We start from the raw sequence: 19303 nt of genomic DNA, 5'->3' as shown, positions 1-19303 counted from the left end.
CTTTGCCCCCAGCGGATAAACAGGGCCAAACAAAAAGACAAAGAGAAAGCCATGAGCGTCGCACTCATCATCCTGGCCGCGGGCAAGGGCACGAGGATGAAATCGGACCTGCCCAAGGTCCTTCATCCCATTGCCGGTGCGCCGATGCTGCACCACGCCCTGCAAACCGGCGCCGCCCTCGATCCGGCGCGCACCATTGTGGTGGCAGGTCACGGTGCCGACCAGGTGCAAGCCGCTGCGCTGTCCTATGACCCGGCGATTGAGGTTGTGATTCAGGACAAACAGCTTGGCACCGGCCATGCCGTCGATCAAGCGCGCGGCGCGCTGGACGGGTTCGAAGGCGATGTCGTCGTGCTGTTCGGCGACACGCCGTTTCTGCGGCCTGAGACGCTGTCGCGTATGGTGCAGGCCCGGCAGACCCATGACGTCGTCGTTCTTGGCTTCGATATAGCCGAAGTGCAGCCACGCTATGGACGGCTGGTCATGGATGGTGACCGGCTGGTCAAGATCGTGGAATACAAAGACGCGACCGAGGATGAACGCGCAATTCGCTTCACCAACAGCGGGTTGATCGCATGTGATGCGAAAGTGCTGTTTGAGATGCTGTCGGAGGTTACCAACGACAACGCATCGGGCGAATTCTACCTGACCGCCGTGCCGGAATTGGCGAATGCCAAGGGACTGAAGGTCACGGCCATCAAATGTGAAGAGGCCGAAACGTTGGGCGTCGATAGCCGCACGGACCTTGCTGGCGCAGATGCTGTTTTCCAGGCGAGTGCGCGGGCCGAACTGCTCGACAGCGGTGTCACCATGATGGCGCCCGAGACGGTGTATCTGTCCTTTGACACCGTGATCGGACGCGATGCGCTGATCGAGCCCAACGTGGTCTTTGGCCCTGGTGTCACGGTCGAAAGCGGCGCCACGATCCGGGCCTTTTCGCATCTTGAGGGCTGCCACGTGTCGCGCGGCGCCATCGTCGGCCCCTATGCCCGGCTGCGCCCTGGCGCGGAATTGGCCGAGGATGTCCGCATTGGCAATTTCGTCGAGGTCAAGAACGCCACGCTGGCAACTGGCGCAAAGGTCAACCACCTTTCCTATATCGGCGACGCATCAGTGGGAGAGGCAAGCAACATCGGCGCGGGCACGATCACCTGCAACTACGATGGGGTCATGAAGCACCGGACGGAGATCGGCGCGCGCGCCTTTATCGGATCGAACACGATGCTGGTGGCACCTGTGTCCGTGGGCGATGAAGCAATGACAGGCTCAGGCTCGGTCATCACGTCCGATGTAGATGACGGTGCTCTGGCCATTGCACGGGCCCCACAGGTCGAAAAACCGGGCATGGCCCGCAAATTGTTTGAGATGTTGAAGGCCAAGAAGGCCCGTCAGAGCAGAGGCAGTTAGATGTGTGGAATTGTAGGCGTTCTGGGCAACCACGAGGTCGCGCCCATCCTGGTCGAAGCGCTGAAGCGGTTGGAATACCGCGGCTATGACAGCGCGGGCATTGCCACGATCAATGGTGGGGTGCTGGACCGTCGCCGCGCCGTCGGCAAACTGGTCAACCTGAGCGACAAACTGGTGCATGAGCCCCTGCCCGGCAAGGCGGGGATCGGTCACACACGCTGGGCCACCCATGGCGCACCGACCGAAGGCAATGCGCACCCGCATCGCTCAGGCGGCGTGGCTGTAGTGCACAACGGCATTGTCGAGAACTTCCGCGAATTGCGCGCAGAACTGGCCGACGCTGGTATTGGTTTCGAGACCGAGACCGACACCGAAACAGTCTCACTCCTGACGCAACATCACATGCAGCAGGGCATGGAGCCTGTCGAAGCCGCATTCAAAACCATCGACAGGCTCGACGGCGCCTTCGCCCTTGCCTTTCTTTTCGATGGTCAGGACGATCTAATTGTTGCGGCGCGCAAAGGTTCCCCCCTCGCCATCGGGCACGGGGATGGCGAGATGTTCGTCGGCTCCGACGCCATCGCCCTGGCGCCCCTGACCGACCGCATCACTTATCTGGAAGAAGGCGACCGCGCCGTTGTCACACGGCAGGGTGTCGAGATTCGCGACGCCAACGGCACTCTCGCCAATCGCGCCGTCCGTCAGATCCAGATTGACGCGGCACGCGTGGACAAGGCCGGGCACAAGCACTTCATGGCCAAGGAAATTGCAGAACAGCCGGGCGTTCTGAACACGACACTTGCGAACTACCTTGGTACGGATGGCGAGATCACCCTGCCCGATCCGGGCATCGACTTCGGCAGCATCGACCGTCTGACCATGGTCGCCTGCGGTACCGCTTACTATGCCTGTTTGACCGCAAAGTATTGGTTCGAACAAATCGCGCGCTTGCCGGTTGAGGTCGATGTGGCGTCTGAGTTCCGCTACCGCGAACCTCCTATCCCGGGGCGCACGCTCGCACTTTTCGTCAGCCAATCCGGCGAAACGGCCGATACGCTCGCCGCGCTGCGCTATTGCGAGGGCAAGGCGGACAAGATCGTGTCGGTCATCAACGTCCCCGAAAGTTCGATTGCGCGCGAAAGCGATCTGGCCCTGCCAATCCATGCCGGCGTCGAGGTCGGCGTCGCATCGACCAAGGCCTTCACGTGCCAGCTTACGGTCCTGTTGATGCTCGCATTGCGCGCGGCCAAAGACCGAGGCGCCATCGACGCCGAAGCCTTCGCCGATCATGTTTCGGCACTGCGCAGCCTTCCGGCGCTGATGACTCATGGCATTGAGCGCAGCAGTGTCATGCAAACGACCGCCCGCAAGTTGGCAGAGGCGCGTGACATCCTCTTTCTGGGTCGAGGCGTGATGTATCCGCTGGCGCTTGAGGGCGCTCTGAAACTAAAAGAAATCAGCTATATACACGCTGAGGCTTATGCATCAGGTGAGCTCAAGCATGGCCCCATCGCATTGATCGACAAGCATGTACCAGTTGTGGTCATGGCCCCGAAAGATGGCCTCTTCGACAAGACCGTGTCGAACATGCAGGAGGTCATGGCACGCAAGGGTAAAGTCGTGCTGGTGTCAAACGCTGCCGGGATTGCCGAGGCGGGTGACGGCGTGTGGGCCGAGATCGCGATGCCCGACTGCCCCGACATTGTTGCGCCGATCCTCTATGCCCTGCCTGCGCAATTGCTGGCATATCACACGGCTGTCGCCAAGGGCACGGATGTGGACCAGCCGCGCAACCTCGCCAAATCCGTGACCGTGGAATGACACCCGAGGAGGCGATGGCCCAGATCTCCGCCCATGCGGACGCGGAACGGGCGAAAGGGGCCAAAGCCTATCACAAGTCAGACCGCCCGCATCTGGGTGTGCCGAACCCGGTGCTGAACGACCTGACCAAGACGTGGCGCCAAACTCTGGACGTAACTACGCGCGTGGCACTGGCTGACGGACTTTGGCAAACCGACATCTATGAAGCACGGGTGGCCGCGGCTAAACTGCTGACGCAGGCGCGGATACGACCCGATGAAGCAGCATGGGATCTGATCGTGTCATGGGTGCCTGATTTCGACAGCTGGGCCATTGCAGATCATGCCTGCATGGCAGGTCAGAAACGTCTGGTCGCTGACCCTGACCGAGTCGATCAGGTCGCGCTGTGGACCCAGTCCGAGCACATGTGGATCCGGCGCGCTGCCCTTGTCATCACCCTGCCGTGGACCAAACAGAACAACCCCAAACCGCAAGACATTGCCATAAGGGAACAGGTCCTCGACTGGGCCGCGAGCTACGTGCCCGACCGCACATGGTTCATTCAAAAGGCCATCGCTTGGTGGCTGCGCGAGCTGTCCAAGCATGACGCGCCGCGGACGAAGGCGTTTCTGGACGAGCATGGTGATGCAATGAAGCCGTTCGCGCGGAAAGAGGCCGGGAAGTACCTGTAGGCGGAGTTTGCGCTGGAAACCACACGGGTTTCCACTGGTTTTCTGCGTCTGAAAACCGCTAAGCGCCAAATACATCCACTTCCGGCAATCCTGTCAGAGGCGCACCCAGCGCTTGCATGGCAGCGAGAGACAAACGGCTGCCCGCCGTTGCAGGCCCATCAATCGGGATCAAGGTCACATCCACCGTCGTGTTTGTGGCATCATAATACACACGCCCTGGCTGCTCGACCGACACCAGCGGGGTTTTCAACCACAGACCCGGCTCAGCAGCATTACCAAGAGACGCAACCGTACGGCCCAGTGTACCGATGGAAACCTCTGCCTCTGGTGCGTCAGCGGCGGTGTCTTCCGGCGCACCTTCCACAGGTTCGACCGCATTGTCCGGGGTCTCCGGTGCAACATCGTCTGCCACGGCATCTGCCGGTCTGGTCCCGCCAGCCCATTGCGGCACCACATCACAAGCAGAAAGTGCCAGGCCGCACACAGCCAACATCATCCAACGCATCGCTCACACCTCGACTTTGGTCCCTTATTCCACGATCCCCTCTTGCGAGCAGGACGTGCCATGCCTACCACTATAATATGACCGCTCCTTTGATCGACCCCTTCCAGCGCGCGATTACCTATTTGCGTGTCTCCGTCACCGACAGATGCGATTTCCGCTGTGTCTACTGCATGTCGGAAAACATGACTTTCCTGCCAAAGAAAGAGCTTCTGACGCTCGAAGAACTGGATCGCATGTGTTCGACCTTTGTGGGCCTTGGGGTTCAAAAACTGCGCATCACTGGCGGGGAACCGCTGGTGCGGCGGGACATCATGACCTTTTTCAACAGCATGGGTCGGCATCTGGACGCAGGCACGCTCAAGGAACTGACGCTGACCACGAATGGCAGCCAATTGGAGCGTTTTGCCAAGGATCTTTACGCTGCGGGCGTGCGCCGCGTGAACGTGTCGCTCGACACTCTGGATGAACAAAAGTTCGCGGACATCACGCGCTGGGGCCGCCTGCCCCAGGTGCTGCGCGGCATTGATGCGGCGCAATCGGTAGGTCTGCGGGTGAAGCTGAACGCTGTGGCGCTCAAAGGGTTCAACGAAGACGAGCTGCCGAAGATCACCCAATGGTGTGCCGAACGTGACATGGACCTCACCTGGATCGAGGTCATGCCCATGGGCGACATCGGCAACGAAGATCGCTTGGGCCAGTACTGGTCGCTCAAGGACGTGCGCGCGCGTTACGCCGAACACTACACGGTCACCGATCTCGCAGAACGCACTGGCGGGCCGGCCCGCTACGTTCGTCTGGAAGAAACGGGGCAGAAGATCGGCTTTATCACACCGCTCAGCCATAATTTCTGCGAAAGCTGCAACCGCGTGCGCATCACCTGCACGGGCGAGATCTATATGTGCCTTGGCCAAGAGGACATGGCCGACCTGCGCGCGCCCCTGCGCGACTTCCCCAATGACGACCGCGCGCTGGAAGAGGCCATTCGGGCCGCCATCGCGCTCAAGCCCAAGGGCCACGATTTCGACTATTCCCGCCAACGGCTGGACGGGCAGATGCCACGCCACATGAGCCACACGGGCGGCTAACCACACAATGCGGCCCACGGCCCTTTACCGGCTCTACCGCGCGCTCAGCGCGGTTGCCCTGCCCTTTGCCGCGCGCACTGCCGTCAAAAAGCTGCGCAAAGCGGGCGTGCCGGTGGCGCGCGCACATGAGCGATTGGGGCATGCCACGATCCAGCGCCCGCTTGGACGCCTGATCTGGTTTCACGGCGCGTCTGTGGGCGAGGCAAAATCAATTCTCCCTCTTGTGGCCCGTATCCGCGACGTGGCACCTGACGTGCAGGTGCTTTTGACATCCGGCACCGCTACATCGGCCGAGGCTGTAGCTCCCCGCCTGCCCGATGGCGCTGTACATCAGTTCAGCCCCTTGGACGGTATTGGCGCGCTCGACCGGTTCCTGACCCATTGGCGCCCTGACCTCTGCGTACTGGTCGAATCCGAGCTGTGGCCTAACCTGCTGGACACGTGTGCGGCGCGTGACTTGCCTGTGGCGCTCCTGAATGCGCGCCTGTCCGATCGCAGTGCTGCGGGTTGGAAGAAGTATCCGGACACCGCCGCCTACATCCTGCGTGGTATCACGTGGGCCCATTGCCAGGACCGGCGCAGTCGCGATCACCTGCGGGACATGGGGCTTGCCACAGCCGAGCAAGGCACCAACCTGAAATCCATCCAGAGTGCACCGCGCCTGACATCGCAGGTGTTGGATGCGGCGCACAATGCGCTTGCCGGGCGACCCATTTGGGTTGCAGCCTCCACCCACCCCGGCGAGGAAGAACAGGTGCTTGCAGCCCATCGAACACTGCTTGAGGCGCATCCGAACCTTTGCCTAATCCTCGTACCGCGCCACCCGGAACGGGCAAACGACATCCTTACGCTGATCGGCAAGGCCGGGCTGAGCGTCGCGCAACGCAGTTCAGGCGATGGTCTGGACAGCAATGCGCAAGTCTATCTGGCCGACACCATGGGGGAAACGGACCTGTGGTATGCGTTGAGCCCCATCGTATTCCTTGGCGGCTCGTTCTCGGATGTCGGCGGGCACACACCGTTTGAACCCGCAGCAGCGCATACCGCCATTCTGCACGGGCCGAACTATGCCAACTTCGCCGAGGCCTATGCCGCCTTCAAACTGCAGGACGCCAGTGTCGAGGTTCGGGACAGCACCGCGCTAGCAGATGAAGTCGATACACTCCTCACCCACCCGAGCCGCGCCGCACAGCTTGCCAACAACGCGCGTCCGCTCGCACCTACGGGCACCGAAGCGCTGGACCAGATCGCCCAGCGGCTCTTTTCGCTGATGGATGATCACGGTATGGACCGCCATGCCTGATCTCGCCCAAATTGATGTCATTGCCCCGAACTTCAAACGGCGCCTGTCCGGTGTCACAGCAACGGTTGCCCGGCTTGTACCGCTACAAGCACAATCCATCGCCATCACGGCCTGCGCGCCCGAGATGCCAGAGGACGTTCCGAATGTGCATTGGTCCCAGCTGCTGACCATGCCAGGCAGAGGCCCGTCCGGCCCGCGCGTCTGGCACGCCCGCCGCAATGTCGAGATGATCGCGGGCCTTGCGCTGCGCGGGCTCTTGGGCAAGCGGCTCAAGCTGCTTTTCACCTCGGCCAGCCAGCGACACCATACGGGTCTGACCAAGGCATTGATCCGGCGCATGGACGCCGTCATTGCAACATCGGCCAAAACGGCGGGCTACCTCGAACGGCCGGCCACGGTCATTCACCATGGCATCGACACTGAACTGTTCGCGCCCCGTCCGGACAAGACAGCTTTACGCACGGAGCTGGGGTTGCCGAGCGGTCCTCTGATGGGCTGTTTTGGCCGTATCCGGGCACAAAAGGGCACGGATGTCTTCGTGGATGCGATGATCCAGGTGCTTGGCAATCACCCTGAGGCTGCCGCCATCGTCATGGGACGCGCGGTCGACAAAGACCAGGCGTTTCTGGACGATCTGCAGTCGCGCGTAGAAGCGGCAGGCCTGACCGACCGCCTGCTGTTTCTGCCCGAAGTGCCGGTGTGGGAGACACCACGCTTCTACCAGGCTCTCGATATCTACATCGCACCCCAGCGGTGGGAGGGGTTCGGCCTGACCCCGCTGGAGGCGATGGCTTGCGGCGCGCCCGCCATCGCAACGCGCGTCGGGGCGTTCGAGGAATTGGTCAAGGAGGGTGAGACAGGGACCCTGATCGATGCCGGTAACGTCGATCAGATGGTGGCAGCGACCCACGCTCTACTGTCTGATCCCGATAGACTGGCGTTGTGGTCCGCGCAGGCCCGAAATCACATGGTCGACCACTTCCAGCTCAAGCAGGAAGCGGACGCCATCATCGCGATCTATCAGGATCTTCTGAGCGCGTCATAGGGCTATATTGAACCGGGTGCTGCTGCGCGCACCGCCTTTGGCGGTACGGCTTTCGCACACTGATTGCTTCCTTTCAGGAAGCAATCGGCAGCCTCTGCTCCACAATCTCCGCCCACCACGAACAGCCCGCTGGTATCGCTTCGTCGTTGAAGTTGTATTCCGGGTGATGGACCATCGCCGTGTCGCCGTTGCCTACGAGGATGTAGGCCCCGGGCCGTTCCTCGAGCATGAAGGCAAAGTCTTCGCCCCCCATCACCAACGGCGCTTCCTCGCATTGACCGGACACCGACCGCGCCACTTCGGCCGCAAATTCGGTCTGCTCGTCATGGTTCACCATCACTGGATAGTTCCGATTATAGCCCACCCGCGCCACACCGCCGAAGGTGCTGGCAACGCCTTCGCAAATCTCGACCACCCGCTTTTCAGCCAGATCACGCGCCTCTGCGCTCATGGTGCGGACGGTGCCCATGATCTGCACCTTCTGAGGGATTACGTTGAATGCTTTGGAGGACGTCTCGAACGACGTGATCGACACAACGATCCGGTCAATGGGGTCTACATTCCGACTGACAATGGATTGCAGCATGGTCACGGCGTGTGACGCCATCAGCGTCGTATCGACCGTGTCATGCGGCTTGGCTGCATGTCCGCCCAACCCTTCGAACTCAATCTCCAACAAATCGGTCGCGGCAAAAAACGGGCCCGAGCGGATAGCGAACTCACCTACCGGGCTACCGGGCCAGTTGTGCATTCCATAGACTTCATCAACACCCCAGCGATCCATCATGCCATCGTTGCACATTTCGCGCCCCCCGCCGCCGCCCTCCTCTGCAGGCTGAAAGATGACCACGACAGTGCCATCAAAGTTCCGAGTCTCGGACAGGTATTGAGCTGCACCCAGCAACATCGCGGTATGACCGTCGTGACCACAGGCATGCATGGCATTTGGTGTATTTGAAGCATACTCGACACCCGTCTCCTCGTGAATCGGCAGGGCATCCATGTCAGCTCGCAGCCCGATGACCTTGCCAGACCCATCGGCCTTGCCCTTGATCACACCAACCACACCTGTTCGGCCAATTCCTTCGACCACCTCGTCACAGCCGAATGCGCGCAACTTTTCGGCTACCAGTGCGCTGGTGCGGTGCGTGTCGAACAGGATTTCAGGGTGCTGGTGAATGTCGCGTCGCCACGCAGTGATATCGGCGTGCATTTCGGCAAAACGGTTCTTGATGGGCATTCTCAAATCCTGTGGTTACTGCGCGGGCATCCGCTGTTCCACCAGCTCGACGAACCAGCTTGCCCCGACCGGGATCGCATTGTCATCGAACTGGTATTCGGGGTGGTGGACCATCGCCCCGTCCCCGTTGCCCAGCATGATGTAGGCGCCGGGACAAGCATTCAACATAAACGAGAAGTCTTCGGCGGCCATGATCGGAGGAATATCGGTAATCACATCGCCCGCAACAGCACGTGCAGCGGCAGCGGCGTATTCGGTATGCGCCTCGTGATTGATGGTGACTGGATAGCCGACGGTGTACTCCACCTCGACCTCGCATTGGTGGGCCTGGGCCGTGGCCGTCGCGATCTCTTTCACCCGCGCCTCAACATAGTCGCGCACATCCGGGTCAAGGGCACGCACCGTCCCGGTCATGCGCGTGACATGCGGAATGATGTTGTGCGTGTCGATATCGGAATGCAGGGCACAGACGGACACCACGGCAGAGGCCAGCGGATCCACGTTCCGGCTCGTGATGCTTTGCAGGCCGAGTATGATATGTGCTGCCGCCACGTTCGGGTCGATGGCCTGATGCGGGGCCGCCGCGTGCCCCCCTTTGCCTGTTACGGTCAGCTTGAACTCATCGGCGGCGGCCAGAAGCGCGCCAGGTCGGATCGCAAACTGACCAGTTGGCAGCCCGGGCATGTTGTGCAGGCCATACACTTCCTGAATGCCCCAGCGGTCGATCAGCCCGTCATTGACCATCTCGCGCCCGCCACCGCCTCCCTCTTCCGCCGGTTGGAAGGCCAGCACGACAGTCCCATCAAAATTGCGCGTTTCGGCGAGGTACTGCGCCGCGCCCAAAAGGATTGAGGTGTGCCCATCATGGCCGCAAGCGTGCATCTTGCCGGGATACTTGGAGGCATAGTCGAGCCCCGTCGCTTCCTCGATCGGGAGGGCATCCATGTCCGCGCGCAGGCCGACGACACGTCCCTTGGTGTCCGTTTTGCCTTTGATCACCGCCACGACACCGGTCTTGCCGATACCAGTTGTGATGCCATCCACACCAAACTCGCGCAACCGGTCCACGACAAAGGCGGCGGTTTCGTGCACGTCGAAATCCAGCTCGGGATGGGCGTGCAGATGGCGCCGCCAGCCAGTGATCTCTGCATGGGTTTCGGCAAGACGGTTCTTGATAGGCATATGGCAGATCCTGTCAGACAGAGGGGCCGACGTACATCTTGCTGCCATCGGAAAAGCGGCTCAGTCGGAACCGTGCCAGATCATGGCCCGGATCACGGCCCATGACCAGAGCGGCCAGCACCTTTCCCATGCCCGGTCCGATGCCAAAGCCGTGGCCACTCATTCCAGTGCCAACGGTAAGGCCGGGGATGTCAGCGACCCTGTCGACCACCGGAACAACATCCGGCATCGTATCTATCATGCCCGCCCACGCCGTCTTGATCCGTACAGGCCCAAGACCCGGCAACAACTCGTGAAAACTGCGGCACAGTTGATCCACCTTGCGCCGGTTGGGAGCCGGGTCAAGAATGCGCATGGCCTCAAATGGGCTCGGTCCGTCGGCATCCCATGTGCGGGAGGTGGACCAGGCATCGGGATAGCCTTTTGGTGCCTTGACCAGGAAGCGCGTTCCAAGTGGATCGGCCCGAAGCTGGGCCAGATATTTCGGCAAAGCGCGGAACGCATCGGGGCCGATAAACAGCTCGTGAAATCCCCCCGCTGCAAGAGAGTAGCCCCCGTCCCGTCGCGGGCGAAAGGCCACGCGATCATCCGCGGCTCCGCCGGGATAGATCATGGGCATGGGCTCGGTCGCGGCGACGGTCGCGCGCACAGACAGTTGCGGGATCGAGATGCCATGGCGTCGCAGGAACAGTGACGACCAGGCCCCACCCGCCAGAACGACCTCTTGCGCCTTGATCGGCCCCGCTTCGGTGATGACCCCCGCGATCTGTCCCGCTTCAATGTCCAGGGCGCGCACGGCGCAGTTCTCGACGATCCGTGCACCCGCACGCTGGGCAACACCGGCCAAGGCGGGCACTGCAACCCACGGCTCGGCGCGCATGTCAGACGCCGTGTAGAGCGCGCCCTCATAAGGCCGTGACATATCAGGGATAAGGTCGGACACCTCCGCTCGGCCCAGCAAGCGGCTGTCCACGCCGTGAGCCTTTGCATGGGGCAGCCATTCGGCATAACGCGCGAGCTCGTCCTGGGTTTTGGCCAGATAGGTCACACCCCCCTGGGTCAGGCCGATATCGACATTGGTGCGCTGCGCCAGATCCCGCCAAAGCGCATTCGCCTCGACCATGATCGGCAGTTCATCCGGATCTCGCCCTTGTTGTCGAATCCAACCCCAGTTGCGACTGGACTGCTCTGCGGCAATCCTTCCTTTTTCCAGAAGAACAACACTTTGGCCGGCCTCGGCGAGGTATAGCGCTGCGCACACCCCGATCACGCCACCGCCAATCACAACCACATCGGCCGCAGCAGGTGGCGGACCGGGCCAGGTCACCGGCGTGGCATCATGGATAGGGAAACCAGTCATCGCCACAACACGCGGTTATCCTCCACTCTCCGACTAGAACAAATGCGCGAGGCTGAGCCCTGCGCCCCGGTCGGCGCCACTCGGTCTTCGAAAACCGCCGCGCTATCCGACACGAGTCACCAGATCACGCATGAATGCATGACCCGCCTGGAATTGTGCAACGGTGATGAACTCGTTAGGTTGATGGGCCTGCGCAATATCGCCTGGTCCACATACGACGGCCGAGTATCCGGCCGCCTGAAACTGGCCAGCCTCGGTGCCATAGCTCACGACATGTGTGCCGTTGTCACCGGTGAGCGCGCGCACCAGCCTCTCGGCGGCGCCATCTTCTTCCGGCACAAGCGGCGGCACTTCAAATTGGATGTCGATGTCGACGCGGGCTTCCGGCCGGACGGCCTTCATTCCGCGCTCGACCTCTGCAACATGCGCCAGATACGCCTCCTTCAGCGCCACCACATCGTCACCGGGCACGGCGCGGAAGTCCATGGAGAACCGGCAGTCCTTGGCGGTGATGTTGTGAGCCGTGCCTCCCTGAACTTGCCCGACATGCCAAGTGGTAAAGGGAGGATCGAACAGTGCCGCCAGTTCCGACGGCCTGCCGGACATGTTCTCTGCATTCCTGTGATTGGCGAAGTCGATGATCTTCGCCCCTTCCAGGATCGCGCTCACCCCGGTCGGCAGCAAGGACGAGTGCACCTCGTATCCCACGACATGGGTGTGAAAGGCCTGACCACCCTTGTGGCCCGTGACGGCTTTCATCATCGATGGCTCGCCAATGATCACCGGGCCGCCCTTGGGCACGATGCCCTGCATGGCCGCAATCATGGGCGGCGCACCAAGACACCCGATCTCCTCGTCAAAGCTCAACGCAATCTGCATCGGCTTACCTGCATAATGCGCCTCAACGCAGGCCCAGATGGCAAGCGCATCGAAGCCTTTCATATCGCAGGTGCCGCGTCCGAAATACTTGCCGTCCCTTTCAGTCACCACAAAAGGGTCGGTGTCCCAGGGCTGACCATCAACCGGGACGACATCGGTATGGCCAGAGAGCACGACAGCGCCATCGACCTCGGGTCCCACATGGGCAAAAAGAGCGGCTTTGGGCTCGTCCGGGTGATAATGCCGGTGCGCCGTAATACCGTGGTCGTTCAGGTATTCCTCAATCCAATCCACCAACGGCAGGTTCGTGTCCCGACTGACTGTCGGAAAGCTGATGAGCTTTGTCATTAGCTCAAGCGGCGTCATCTTGCGTGTCATGTGGATCCTGTTTGAAACCCCTTCAACCTACGCCTAGTCATGCACCACCTCCAGCGTAAATCGCTGAAAAACCAAGGAACACACAGGATGAAGCAACATAACGCCCAATGCGTGTTCTGCGCGATTATCGCAGGCGATGCTCCGGCCAGCGTTGTGCACCGAGACGACCGCTGTATTGCCTTCATGAACCTGCGTCCGCTCCATATTGGGGAGTTCATGGTGATCCCGCTTGTGCATATCGACCACTTCACCGACATGCCCGACGATCTGGCGGCACATATCATGGTGGTCGGCCAACGCTTGGGTCGGCGCATGATGGAGGTCTACAACCCCAAACGCGTCGGTTATGTCGTGCACGGGTTCGGCGTACCACACGCGCATTTGAACGTGGTGCCCCTGCACGAAAGCAGCGACATCGTGTCGGCGAAGCACATTGTCGGAACAGAAGCGGGCTTTCGCATCGCGCATGACGCAGTGCCGTTGCGATGCCGCGCCGATCTTGATGCTGATGCCGCGAAATTGCGGTCCGATCAGTAGCCGCTGTCAGTGGTCAGGACGAAATGCCCAGGCTCGACTTCGTTGTATTCCGACGGAGCCGGTTCGTAGTCCACAGGATGGATCGGCGACGGGATCGGTTTGAAGTTCAGGTCCTTCTCGGCCTTGCGCTGCTGTGGATCGGCGATCGGCACAGCCTTCATCAGCGCTTGGGTATACGGATGCTGCGGGTTCTCGAAGACACGTGTGCGCGGCCCCATCTCGACAATCCGCCCCAGATACATGACGCCAACATGATGGCTGACACGTTCGACCACGGCCATATCGTGAGAAATGAACAGGAACGACAGGCCCATTTCGGCCTGTAGCTCCATCATCAGGTTCAACACCTGCGCCTGCACCGACACGTCCAGGGCGGATACCGCCTCGTCCGCGATGATCAGCTTGGGGTTCAGGGCCAGCGCCCGGGCAATGGCCACACGTTGACGCTGCCCCCCGGACAACTCGTGTGGAAACCGGCGCATGAAGCTTCGCGGCAGTTCCACCCGGTCAAACAGCATTTCGACGCGCTTTTGGCCCTCGGCTCCTTTGAACATCCCGTAATTCTGCATTGGCTCTGCCACCTGATCGGCAAGCTGCATTTGGGGATTCAGCGATGCGAACGGATCCTGAAAGATCATTTGCATGTCTTGACGTGCATCACGCAGGTCACGCTCGTTCAGGGCCATGATGTCGCGGCCATCCAGAACGATCTCGCCCGACAGCGGTTCGACAAGACGCAAGATCGACCGACCGGCAGAGGATTTGCCGCACCCCGACTCACCCACAAGGCTCAGGGTTTGGCCCTTGTTCAGGGTAAAGGACACATCCTCGACCGCATGGACATTCGCAACGGTGCGGCGAAAAAAGCCGCCCTTGACCGGAAAGCGTGTGGTCAGGTTGCGCACCTCCAACAACGTTTCGTCGGTCCCGGGAATTGGAGCGATTTCACCCTGGTCGCGCCCCAGCAGCTTCATCGGTTCCGGGTACGCCTTGCCCCGCATTTCGCCCAACTTGGGCACAGCAGCAAGCAGCGCCTTCGTATACGAGTGCTGGGGATTTTCGAAAATCTGAGCCACTGGCCCTTCTTCGACCTTGTTGCCGCGGAACATGACAACCACGCGGTCGGCCATCTGCGCCACCACCGCCATGTCATGAGTGATAAACATCACCGCCGTGCCTGTTTCCCGCTTCAACCGATCCATCAACGCGAGGATTTCGGCCTGGATCGTCACATCGAGCGCGGTTGTCGGCTCGTCCGCGATCAGCAGACGCGGCTCGCAGGCCAAAGCCATGGCAATGACCACCCGCTGACGCATACCGCCTGACAATTCATGCGGATACTGCTTCATCCGGCGTTGCGGTTCGGGAATACGCACTTGCTGCAAAAGCGACAGTGCACGCTCCTCCGCCTGGCTCTTGCTGAGTTTCTTGTGAAGACGCAGCCCTTCGGTCAACTGGCGCCCGACGGTGAAAACGGGGTTCAGAGCGGTCATCGGCTCCTGAAAGATCATCCCGATCTCGTTGCCGCGAATGGTCCGCATCAACTCCTGGTCGGTGGCCGCCAAATCGACGGCATCCGCTTCCTTGCGGTCAAACACAAGACGCCCGTTCGCAATCTCTCCGCCACCGAACTCGACCAGCCGCATGAGCGACAGCGAAGACACCGATTTACCCGATCCGGATTCGCCGACTATGCATACCGTCTCGCCCGCGTTGACCTCGAAAGACACGTCTTCGACCCCCACGACGGGGCCATCCTTGGTCTGAAATTCCACCCGCAGGTTCTGGATGTTGGCAATCGGCGATGTACCGGTCTGATCGAGCATTTTTATCCCCGCGATTGAGCCTTTTCGGCTCGACTTTCCCAAACAGTGGGCGAAGGGAGAGGCACTGTCAAACATTGACCTACGAAATTGTTCGTTGACTGCACGCAACGCTTGCATTTTCGCCAAAAGCTGTTTCGATATCTGCGTGCGCTTGGGGGCCGATCGTAAAAATCACGGGGAAACCGTGGGTTAACAGTATGTCTTTCACTCCCTCAAGCTGGACCTGTGCCGCGCTCTGCGTGGCGAGAACCTGACGCGCAGGACAAACCTGCGGTCCAACAAGGAGTATGACATGTCCCTGAAATCCCTTCTGATGGGTGCTGTGGCGGCCAGTGCGCTGGCCCCGGCCGCCTTTGCCGAGCGTGGCTCGGACGGACAGGTGAACATCATCTATTGGCAAGCGCCATCCACGATGAACGTCTTCCTGTCCGGGGGCACGAAGGAAGTCGAAGCGTCTTCCATGGTGATCGAACCGCTGATCCGTTTCGACGAGAACGGCGAGATCCAGCCCTGGCTTGTGACCGAGATCCCAAGCGTCGCCAACGGCGGCATTTCCGAGGACCTGAAGACAATCACATGGACCCTGCAAGACGGCATCGTGTGGTCTGACGGCACCCCTTTCACATCCGAAGATGTGAAGTTCACATATGAGTATTGCACCCATCCGGAAGGTGGTTGTGCGCAAATCACCAAGTTCGAAGGCATCGAAAGCATCGAAACGCCCGACCCGCTGACAGTGGTGATCAACTTTTCCGCCCCAACACCCTACCCGTTCGCTGCATTCGGCGGCGCGGAAAGCCCGGTGATCCAGAAAGCGCAGTTCGAGCAGTGCATGGGCGCCGCAGCCCCAACCTGCACAGAGCAAAACTTCAATCCGGTTGGCACAGGCCCGTTCGTGGTTGATGAATTCCGTCCCAACGACGTAATCACACTGTCTGCCAACCCGAACTACCGCGATCCGGCCAAGCCTGCCTTTGCAAAGATCAATTTCAAGGGCGGCGGTGATGCTGTTGGTGCGGCGCGTACCGTGCTTGAAACGGGTGAGTTCGATTACGCCTGGAACCTGCAGGTCGCGCCCGACGTGCTGGCCACGATGGAAAGCGTTGGCAATGGTGAGTTGATGACAAGCTTCGGTCCCTCGGTCGAGCGGATCATGCTGAACAACACGAACCCCGACCCGGCTCTTGGCCCCGACGAGCGCGCCGTTGTCCGGCCACACCCGTTCCTGTCCGACCCGGTCGTCTACAACGCGATGTCGCTGGCGATTGACCGCGTTCTGCTGGCCGAGATCGGCTACGGCGCTGGTGGTCAGGTGACATGCAACTGGATCCCTGCGCCTGCCGCTTACAACTCGGACGCTCTGACATGTGACACGCAGGACATCGATGCTGCGAACGCCATGCTGGATGAAGCAGGCATCGTTGACACCAACGGCGATGGCATCCGCGAAAAAGATGGCGTGCCACTCTCGATCCTCTACCAGACCTCGACCAACTCGATCCGTCAGGACTATCAGGCGCTGATCAAGGACTGGTGGAGCCAGATCGGCATCGAGACGGAACTGCGCAACATCGACGCCTCGGTGTTCTTCGGCGGTGACGCGGGTAGCCCCGACACGTTCCAGCGGTTCTATGCAGATGTAGAGATGTACACCAACACCTTCACCGGCACAGACCCGCAAGCATATCTGGCCAACCTGCTCTGCGACAAGGCACCCAGCCCTGCGTCGCAATGGCAGGGCGAGAACATCTCGCGTTTCTGCATGGAAGAGTATGACGCACTCTGGAACACGCTGGCACAGACCTCGGATCTCGAGGAACGGGCCCGTATCGGTCGCGAGCTGAACGACATGGCCGTCACCAACGGTGCAATGATCCCGCTGACGCACCGCGGCGACATCTCCGCCCGTTCCAGCACACTTGGCGGTGTGCGCATGAACTCGTGGGACAGCGAGCTTTGGAACATCGCGGATTGGCATCGCACAGAGTGATACAAGACATCGGGGTGGGCAGATCTGCCCACCCCGGATCGCCACAAGAACAAGACCCCGAAAAGAGGCCTGCGCGTCATGCTGACCTACACAATCCGCAGACTGCTGTTATCGATTCCGACCCTGCTGTTCATCAGTCTGGTGATCTTCGGACTGCTGCAACTTGCACCCGGCGATCCCATGGCACAGGTGCCGCTGACCGTTCCGGCCGAAGTAAAGGAAAAGATGCGTCAGGCGCTGGGTCTTGGAGAGGCATGGTACATCCAATACTGGAAATGGCTGGTGCAGTTCTTCTGGATCGAACCGCAGGTGCTTATCGACCACTGGTTCGGCACGTCCTTTGCCGAAGGCAAACAGCGCGTGATTTCCTGGCAGACCCGCTCACCCGTCATGGACATCGTCGTTCAGCGGCTGCCGCAGACCTTGTGGGTGGTTGGGCTGGCCTATGTGGTCGGCATCCTGATCGCTTTGCCCATCGGCATCTATTCTGCCTACAAGCACTATTCCATCTTCGATCAGACCGGCACGTTCATCACGATGATCGGCTTTTCGATCCCACCCTTCTTCACCGGTCCGTTGCTGATCGTGATCTTTTCGGTGTCGTTGGGCTGGCTGCCGTCAATCTATGACACCACCCACGTCGTGACCGACTGGACCAGCTTCAAGATACAGTTCCAGCAGATGATCATGCCGGTCATGGTGCTGGCGCTGCAGACGACGGCGCAGATCTCGCGCTACATGCGGGGCGCAATGCTCGACAACCTCAACCAGGACTATGTGCGCACCGCGCGGGCCAAGGGGTTGAAGGAAAGCGTTGTCGTCATGGTTCACGTGGTGCGTAATTCGATGATCCCCGTAGTAACGGTGATTGCCTTGGGGGTGCCTGCCATTTTCGGCGGAGCGATCATCACTGAAAACGTGTTCAAGGTGAACGGCATCGGCCAGCTCTTGCTGACCTGGCTATATGCAAATGACCTGCCCGGTGTGATGACGCTGACATTCATTTTTGCCATCCTGATCGTCCTATTCAATCTGATCGCTGACGTGCTTTACGGTGTGCTCGACCCGAGGATCCGCTATGACTGACCCGATGCCCTCCGGTCCCGAGGCCGACGCCGAATTCATCACCGCCTTGCAGGACAAGACGGCCACCGCGGCACCATCCAGCCAATGGCGCGATGTTTGGCATCAATTCCGACGCCACAAAGGCGCGATGTTCGGTGGTGCGTTTTTGTTGTTCATCACATGCGCGGTCATCGTCGGCCCTTACATATGGGCCATCGACGCACAGGCGCTGGACATCCGAAATCGTGACATGCGCCCCATCTGGGTGGCGCTTTGGGACAGCACAGCCAAGACAGGTTGGCACCGCCCCTTCGGCACTGACAATCTGGGCCGGGACATCCTTGCCACGATCATCGCGGGGGGACGTGTTTCGATGGCTGTAGGCTGGGCTGCGATGCTGCTTGCACTCGTCATCGGCACGCTGATCGGTGTCCTTTCGGGATATTTCAAACGGCTCGATTTCTGGTTGATGCGGTTCACCGATCTGGTCCTGTCGCTGCCGATCCTACCCCTCGTGCTGTTGGCCGTGACGCTGTTCAGACAACCGCTGACGAGCACATTCGGAGGGCCGGAAGCGGGCATGTTCGTCTTGATCGTCGGCGTGATCGGGCTCACCAACTGGATGCCGACAGCACGGATCGTGCGCGGGGACATCCTGGCCCTGAAAGAGCGCGAGTTCATCCTTGCCGCACGCTCGATTGGCACATCCTCCGGAGCGATCATCAGGCGGCACCTTTTGCCCAATGTGATCTCGCCGATCGTTGTGTCGGCAACACTTGGCCTCGCCACGGCCATCATCACCGAAAGTGCGCTGTCTTTCCTTGGCGTGGGTTTCCCGTCCGACTTCCCGACCTGGGGTAAACTGCTGTCCGACGCCGTGCCACGCATGCAGGAGTATCCCGAACGGGTCATGCTGCCCGGTATCATGATCTCTCTCACGGTGCTGAGTGTGAACTACCTGGGCGACGGTCTGCGTGACGCGCTTGATCCACGCATTCGCGGTCGTTGA

General features: G+C 60.5%; 16 protein-coding genes. 10 read left to right on the top strand and 6 right to left on the bottom strand.

The features are described 5' to 3' along the window. Positions 1-51 precede the first annotated feature (51 nt). From glmU to KUV51_RS04270, 3 genes are read left to right on the top strand one after another with little or no spacing between them, the layout of a single operon-like run. Positions 52-1407 (top strand): bifunctional UDP-N-acetylglucosamine diphosphorylase/glucosamine-1-phosphate N-acetyltransferase GlmU, encoded by a 1356-nt coding sequence (gene glmU / locus KUV51_RS04280; RefSeq protein ID WP_222520356.1) that lies wholly within the window; start codon positions 52-54, stop codon positions 1405-1407. Continuing rightward, the gene (gene glmS, locus KUV51_RS04275; protein ID WP_222520355.1) at positions 1408-3228 is read left to right on the top strand and encodes a glutamine--fructose-6-phosphate transaminase (isomerizing); all 1821 of its coding nucleotides are present in this window, start codon (positions 1408-1410) and stop codon (positions 3226-3228) included. After that, the gene (locus tag KUV51_RS04270; protein WP_222520354.1) at positions 3225-3899 is read left to right on the top strand and encodes a DNA alkylation repair protein; all 675 of its coding nucleotides are present in this window, start codon (positions 3225-3227) and stop codon (positions 3897-3899) included. The genes glmS and KUV51_RS04270 overlap by 4 nt, the downstream gene beginning before the upstream one ends. Before the next feature lie 58 nt (positions 3900-3957). On the opposite strand, the gene KUV51_RS04265 is transcribed toward KUV51_RS04270, so the two are convergent. Further along, positions 3958-4404, bottom strand: coding sequence for a hypothetical protein (locus tag KUV51_RS04265; RefSeq protein ID WP_222520353.1), 447 nt, complete (start codon positions 4402-4404; stop codon positions 3958-3960). Positions 4405-4481: 77 nt separating this feature from the next. On the opposite strand from KUV51_RS04265, the gene moaA reads away from it, so the two are divergent. The 3 genes from moaA to KUV51_RS04250 are packed head-to-tail and all read left to right on the top strand — an operon-like array spanning position 4482 to position 7837. Next, a complete protein-coding gene (moaA, locus tag KUV51_RS04260; RefSeq protein ID WP_222520352.1) occupies positions 4482-5489 on the top strand; it encodes a GTP 3',8-cyclase MoaA in 1008 nt (335 codons plus the stop codon). A 7-nt stretch (positions 5490-5496) separates the two neighbouring features. Next, complete coding sequence (locus KUV51_RS04255; RefSeq protein WP_222520351.1) at positions 5497-6792, top strand: 3-deoxy-D-manno-octulosonic acid transferase; 1296 nt, start codon at positions 5497-5499, stop codon at positions 6790-6792. After that, entirely contained in the window at positions 6785-7837 is a 1053-nt protein-coding gene (locus tag KUV51_RS04250) for a glycosyltransferase family 4 protein (protein WP_222520350.1), read from the top strand. The genes KUV51_RS04255 and KUV51_RS04250 overlap by 8 nt, the downstream gene beginning before the upstream one ends. Before the next feature lie 73 nt (positions 7838-7910). On the opposite strand, the gene KUV51_RS04245 is transcribed toward KUV51_RS04250, so the two are convergent. The 4 genes from KUV51_RS04245 to argE form a co-directional block, all read right to left on the bottom strand. Next, positions 7911-9077, bottom strand: coding sequence for a M20 aminoacylase family protein (locus KUV51_RS04245; protein ID WP_222520349.1), 1167 nt, complete (start codon positions 9075-9077; stop codon positions 7911-7913). Between the two features lie 15 nt (positions 9078-9092). Beyond that, positions 9093-10259 carry a M20 aminoacylase family protein gene (locus tag KUV51_RS04240; RefSeq protein WP_222520348.1) on the bottom strand — a complete coding sequence of 389 codons (1167 nt, stop codon included), beginning with the start codon at positions 10257-10259 and terminating at the stop codon, positions 9093-9095. A 13-nt stretch (positions 10260-10272) separates the two neighbouring features. After that, complete coding sequence (locus KUV51_RS04235) at positions 10273-11619, bottom strand: NAD(P)/FAD-dependent oxidoreductase (protein ID WP_222520347.1); 1347 nt, start codon at positions 11617-11619, stop codon at positions 10273-10275. 102 nt (positions 11620-11721) lie between these two features. Then, the gene (gene argE / locus KUV51_RS04230; protein ID WP_222520346.1) at positions 11722-12876 is read right to left on the bottom strand and encodes an acetylornithine deacetylase; all 1155 of its coding nucleotides are present in this window, start codon (positions 12874-12876) and stop codon (positions 11722-11724) included. A gap of 87 nt (positions 12877-12963) precedes the next feature. Here argE and KUV51_RS04225 point away from each other — a divergent pair, with 87 nt between their 5' ends. After that, positions 12964-13413, top strand: a complete 450-nt coding sequence (locus KUV51_RS04225; protein ID WP_222520345.1) for an HIT family protein — start codon at positions 12964-12966, stop codon at positions 13411-13413. On the opposite strand, the gene KUV51_RS04220 is transcribed toward KUV51_RS04225, so the two are convergent. Continuing rightward, the gene (locus KUV51_RS04220; protein WP_222520344.1) at positions 13407-15239 is read right to left on the bottom strand and encodes an ABC transporter ATP-binding protein; all 1833 of its coding nucleotides are present in this window, start codon (positions 15237-15239) and stop codon (positions 13407-13409) included. The genes KUV51_RS04225 and KUV51_RS04220 overlap by 7 nt on opposite strands. A gap of 292 nt (positions 15240-15531) precedes the next feature. On the opposite strand from KUV51_RS04220, the gene KUV51_RS04215 reads away from it, so the two are divergent. The 3 genes from KUV51_RS04215 (at position 15532) to KUV51_RS04205 (ending at position 19303) form a co-directional block, all read left to right on the top strand. Then, a complete protein-coding gene (locus tag KUV51_RS04215; protein WP_222520343.1) occupies positions 15532-17229 on the top strand; it encodes a peptide ABC transporter substrate-binding protein in 1698 nt (565 codons plus the stop codon). A 78-nt stretch (positions 17230-17307) separates the two neighbouring features. Beyond that, the gene (locus KUV51_RS04210) at positions 17308-18315 is read left to right on the top strand and encodes an ABC transporter permease (RefSeq protein WP_222520342.1); all 1008 of its coding nucleotides are present in this window, start codon (positions 17308-17310) and stop codon (positions 18313-18315) included. After that, positions 18308-19303 carry an ABC transporter permease gene (locus tag KUV51_RS04205; protein WP_222520341.1) on the top strand — a complete coding sequence of 332 codons (996 nt, stop codon included), beginning with the start codon at positions 18308-18310 and terminating at the stop codon, positions 19301-19303. Before KUV51_RS04210 ends, KUV51_RS04205 begins: the two co-directional genes overlap by 8 nt.

The organism is Tateyamaria omphalii (genome assembly GCF_019802125.1).
Classification (GTDB): domain Bacteria; phylum Pseudomonadota; class Alphaproteobacteria; order Rhodobacterales; family Rhodobacteraceae; genus Tateyamaria; species Tateyamaria omphalii_B.
Note: the sequence above shows the minus strand (reverse complement) of the source record. Positions and strands in the feature narration are given on the sequence as shown.

What these genes read in the sequence shown, in the direction of transcription:
- KUV51_RS04210 (WP_222520342.1), top strand. Translation starts at nt 17,308, where the DNA reads ATGCTGACCTACACAATCCGCAGACTGCTGTTATCGATTCCGACCCTG.
- KUV51_RS04265 (WP_222520353.1), bottom strand. Translation starts at nt 4,404, where the DNA reads ATGCGTTGGATGATGTTGGCTGTGTGCGGCCTGGCACTTTCTGCTTGT.
- KUV51_RS04270 (WP_222520354.1), top strand. Translation starts at nt 3,225, where the DNA reads ATGACACCCGAGGAGGCGATGGCCCAGATCTCCGCCCATGCGGACGCG.
- argE (WP_222520346.1), bottom strand. Translation starts at nt 12,876, where the DNA reads ATGACACGCAAGATGACGCCGCTTGAGCTAATGACAAAGCTCATCAGC.
- KUV51_RS04240 (WP_222520348.1), bottom strand. Translation starts at nt 10,259, where the DNA reads ATGCCTATCAAGAACCGTCTTGCCGAAACCCATGCAGAGATCACTGGC.
- glmS (WP_222520355.1), top strand. Translation starts at nt 1,408, where the DNA reads ATGTGTGGAATTGTAGGCGTTCTGGGCAACCACGAGGTCGCGCCCATC.
- KUV51_RS04235 (WP_222520347.1), bottom strand. Translation starts at nt 11,619, where the DNA reads ATGACTGGTTTCCCTATCCATGATGCCACGCCGGTGACCTGGCCCGGT.
- KUV51_RS04255 (WP_222520351.1), top strand. Translation starts at nt 5,497, where the DNA reads ATGCGGCCCACGGCCCTTTACCGGCTCTACCGCGCGCTCAGCGCGGTT.
- KUV51_RS04225 (WP_222520345.1), top strand. Translation starts at nt 12,964, where the DNA reads ATGAAGCAACATAACGCCCAATGCGTGTTCTGCGCGATTATCGCAGGC.
- KUV51_RS04220 (WP_222520344.1), bottom strand. Translation starts at nt 15,239, where the DNA reads ATGCTCGATCAGACCGGTACATCGCCGATTGCCAACATCCAGAACCTG.
- glmU (WP_222520356.1), top strand. Translation starts at nt 52, where the DNA reads ATGAGCGTCGCACTCATCATCCTGGCCGCGGGCAAGGGCACGAGGATG.
- KUV51_RS04215 (WP_222520343.1), top strand. Translation starts at nt 15,532, where the DNA reads ATGTCCCTGAAATCCCTTCTGATGGGTGCTGTGGCGGCCAGTGCGCTG.
- KUV51_RS04250 (WP_222520350.1), top strand. Translation starts at nt 6,785, where the DNA reads ATGCCTGATCTCGCCCAAATTGATGTCATTGCCCCGAACTTCAAACGG.
- moaA (WP_222520352.1), top strand. Translation starts at nt 4,482, where the DNA reads ATGACCGCTCCTTTGATCGACCCCTTCCAGCGCGCGATTACCTATTTG.
- KUV51_RS04205 (WP_222520341.1), top strand. Translation starts at nt 18,308, where the DNA reads ATGACTGACCCGATGCCCTCCGGTCCCGAGGCCGACGCCGAATTCATC.
- KUV51_RS04245 (WP_222520349.1), bottom strand. Translation starts at nt 9,077, where the DNA reads ATGCCCATCAAGAACCGTTTTGCCGAAATGCACGCCGATATCACTGCG.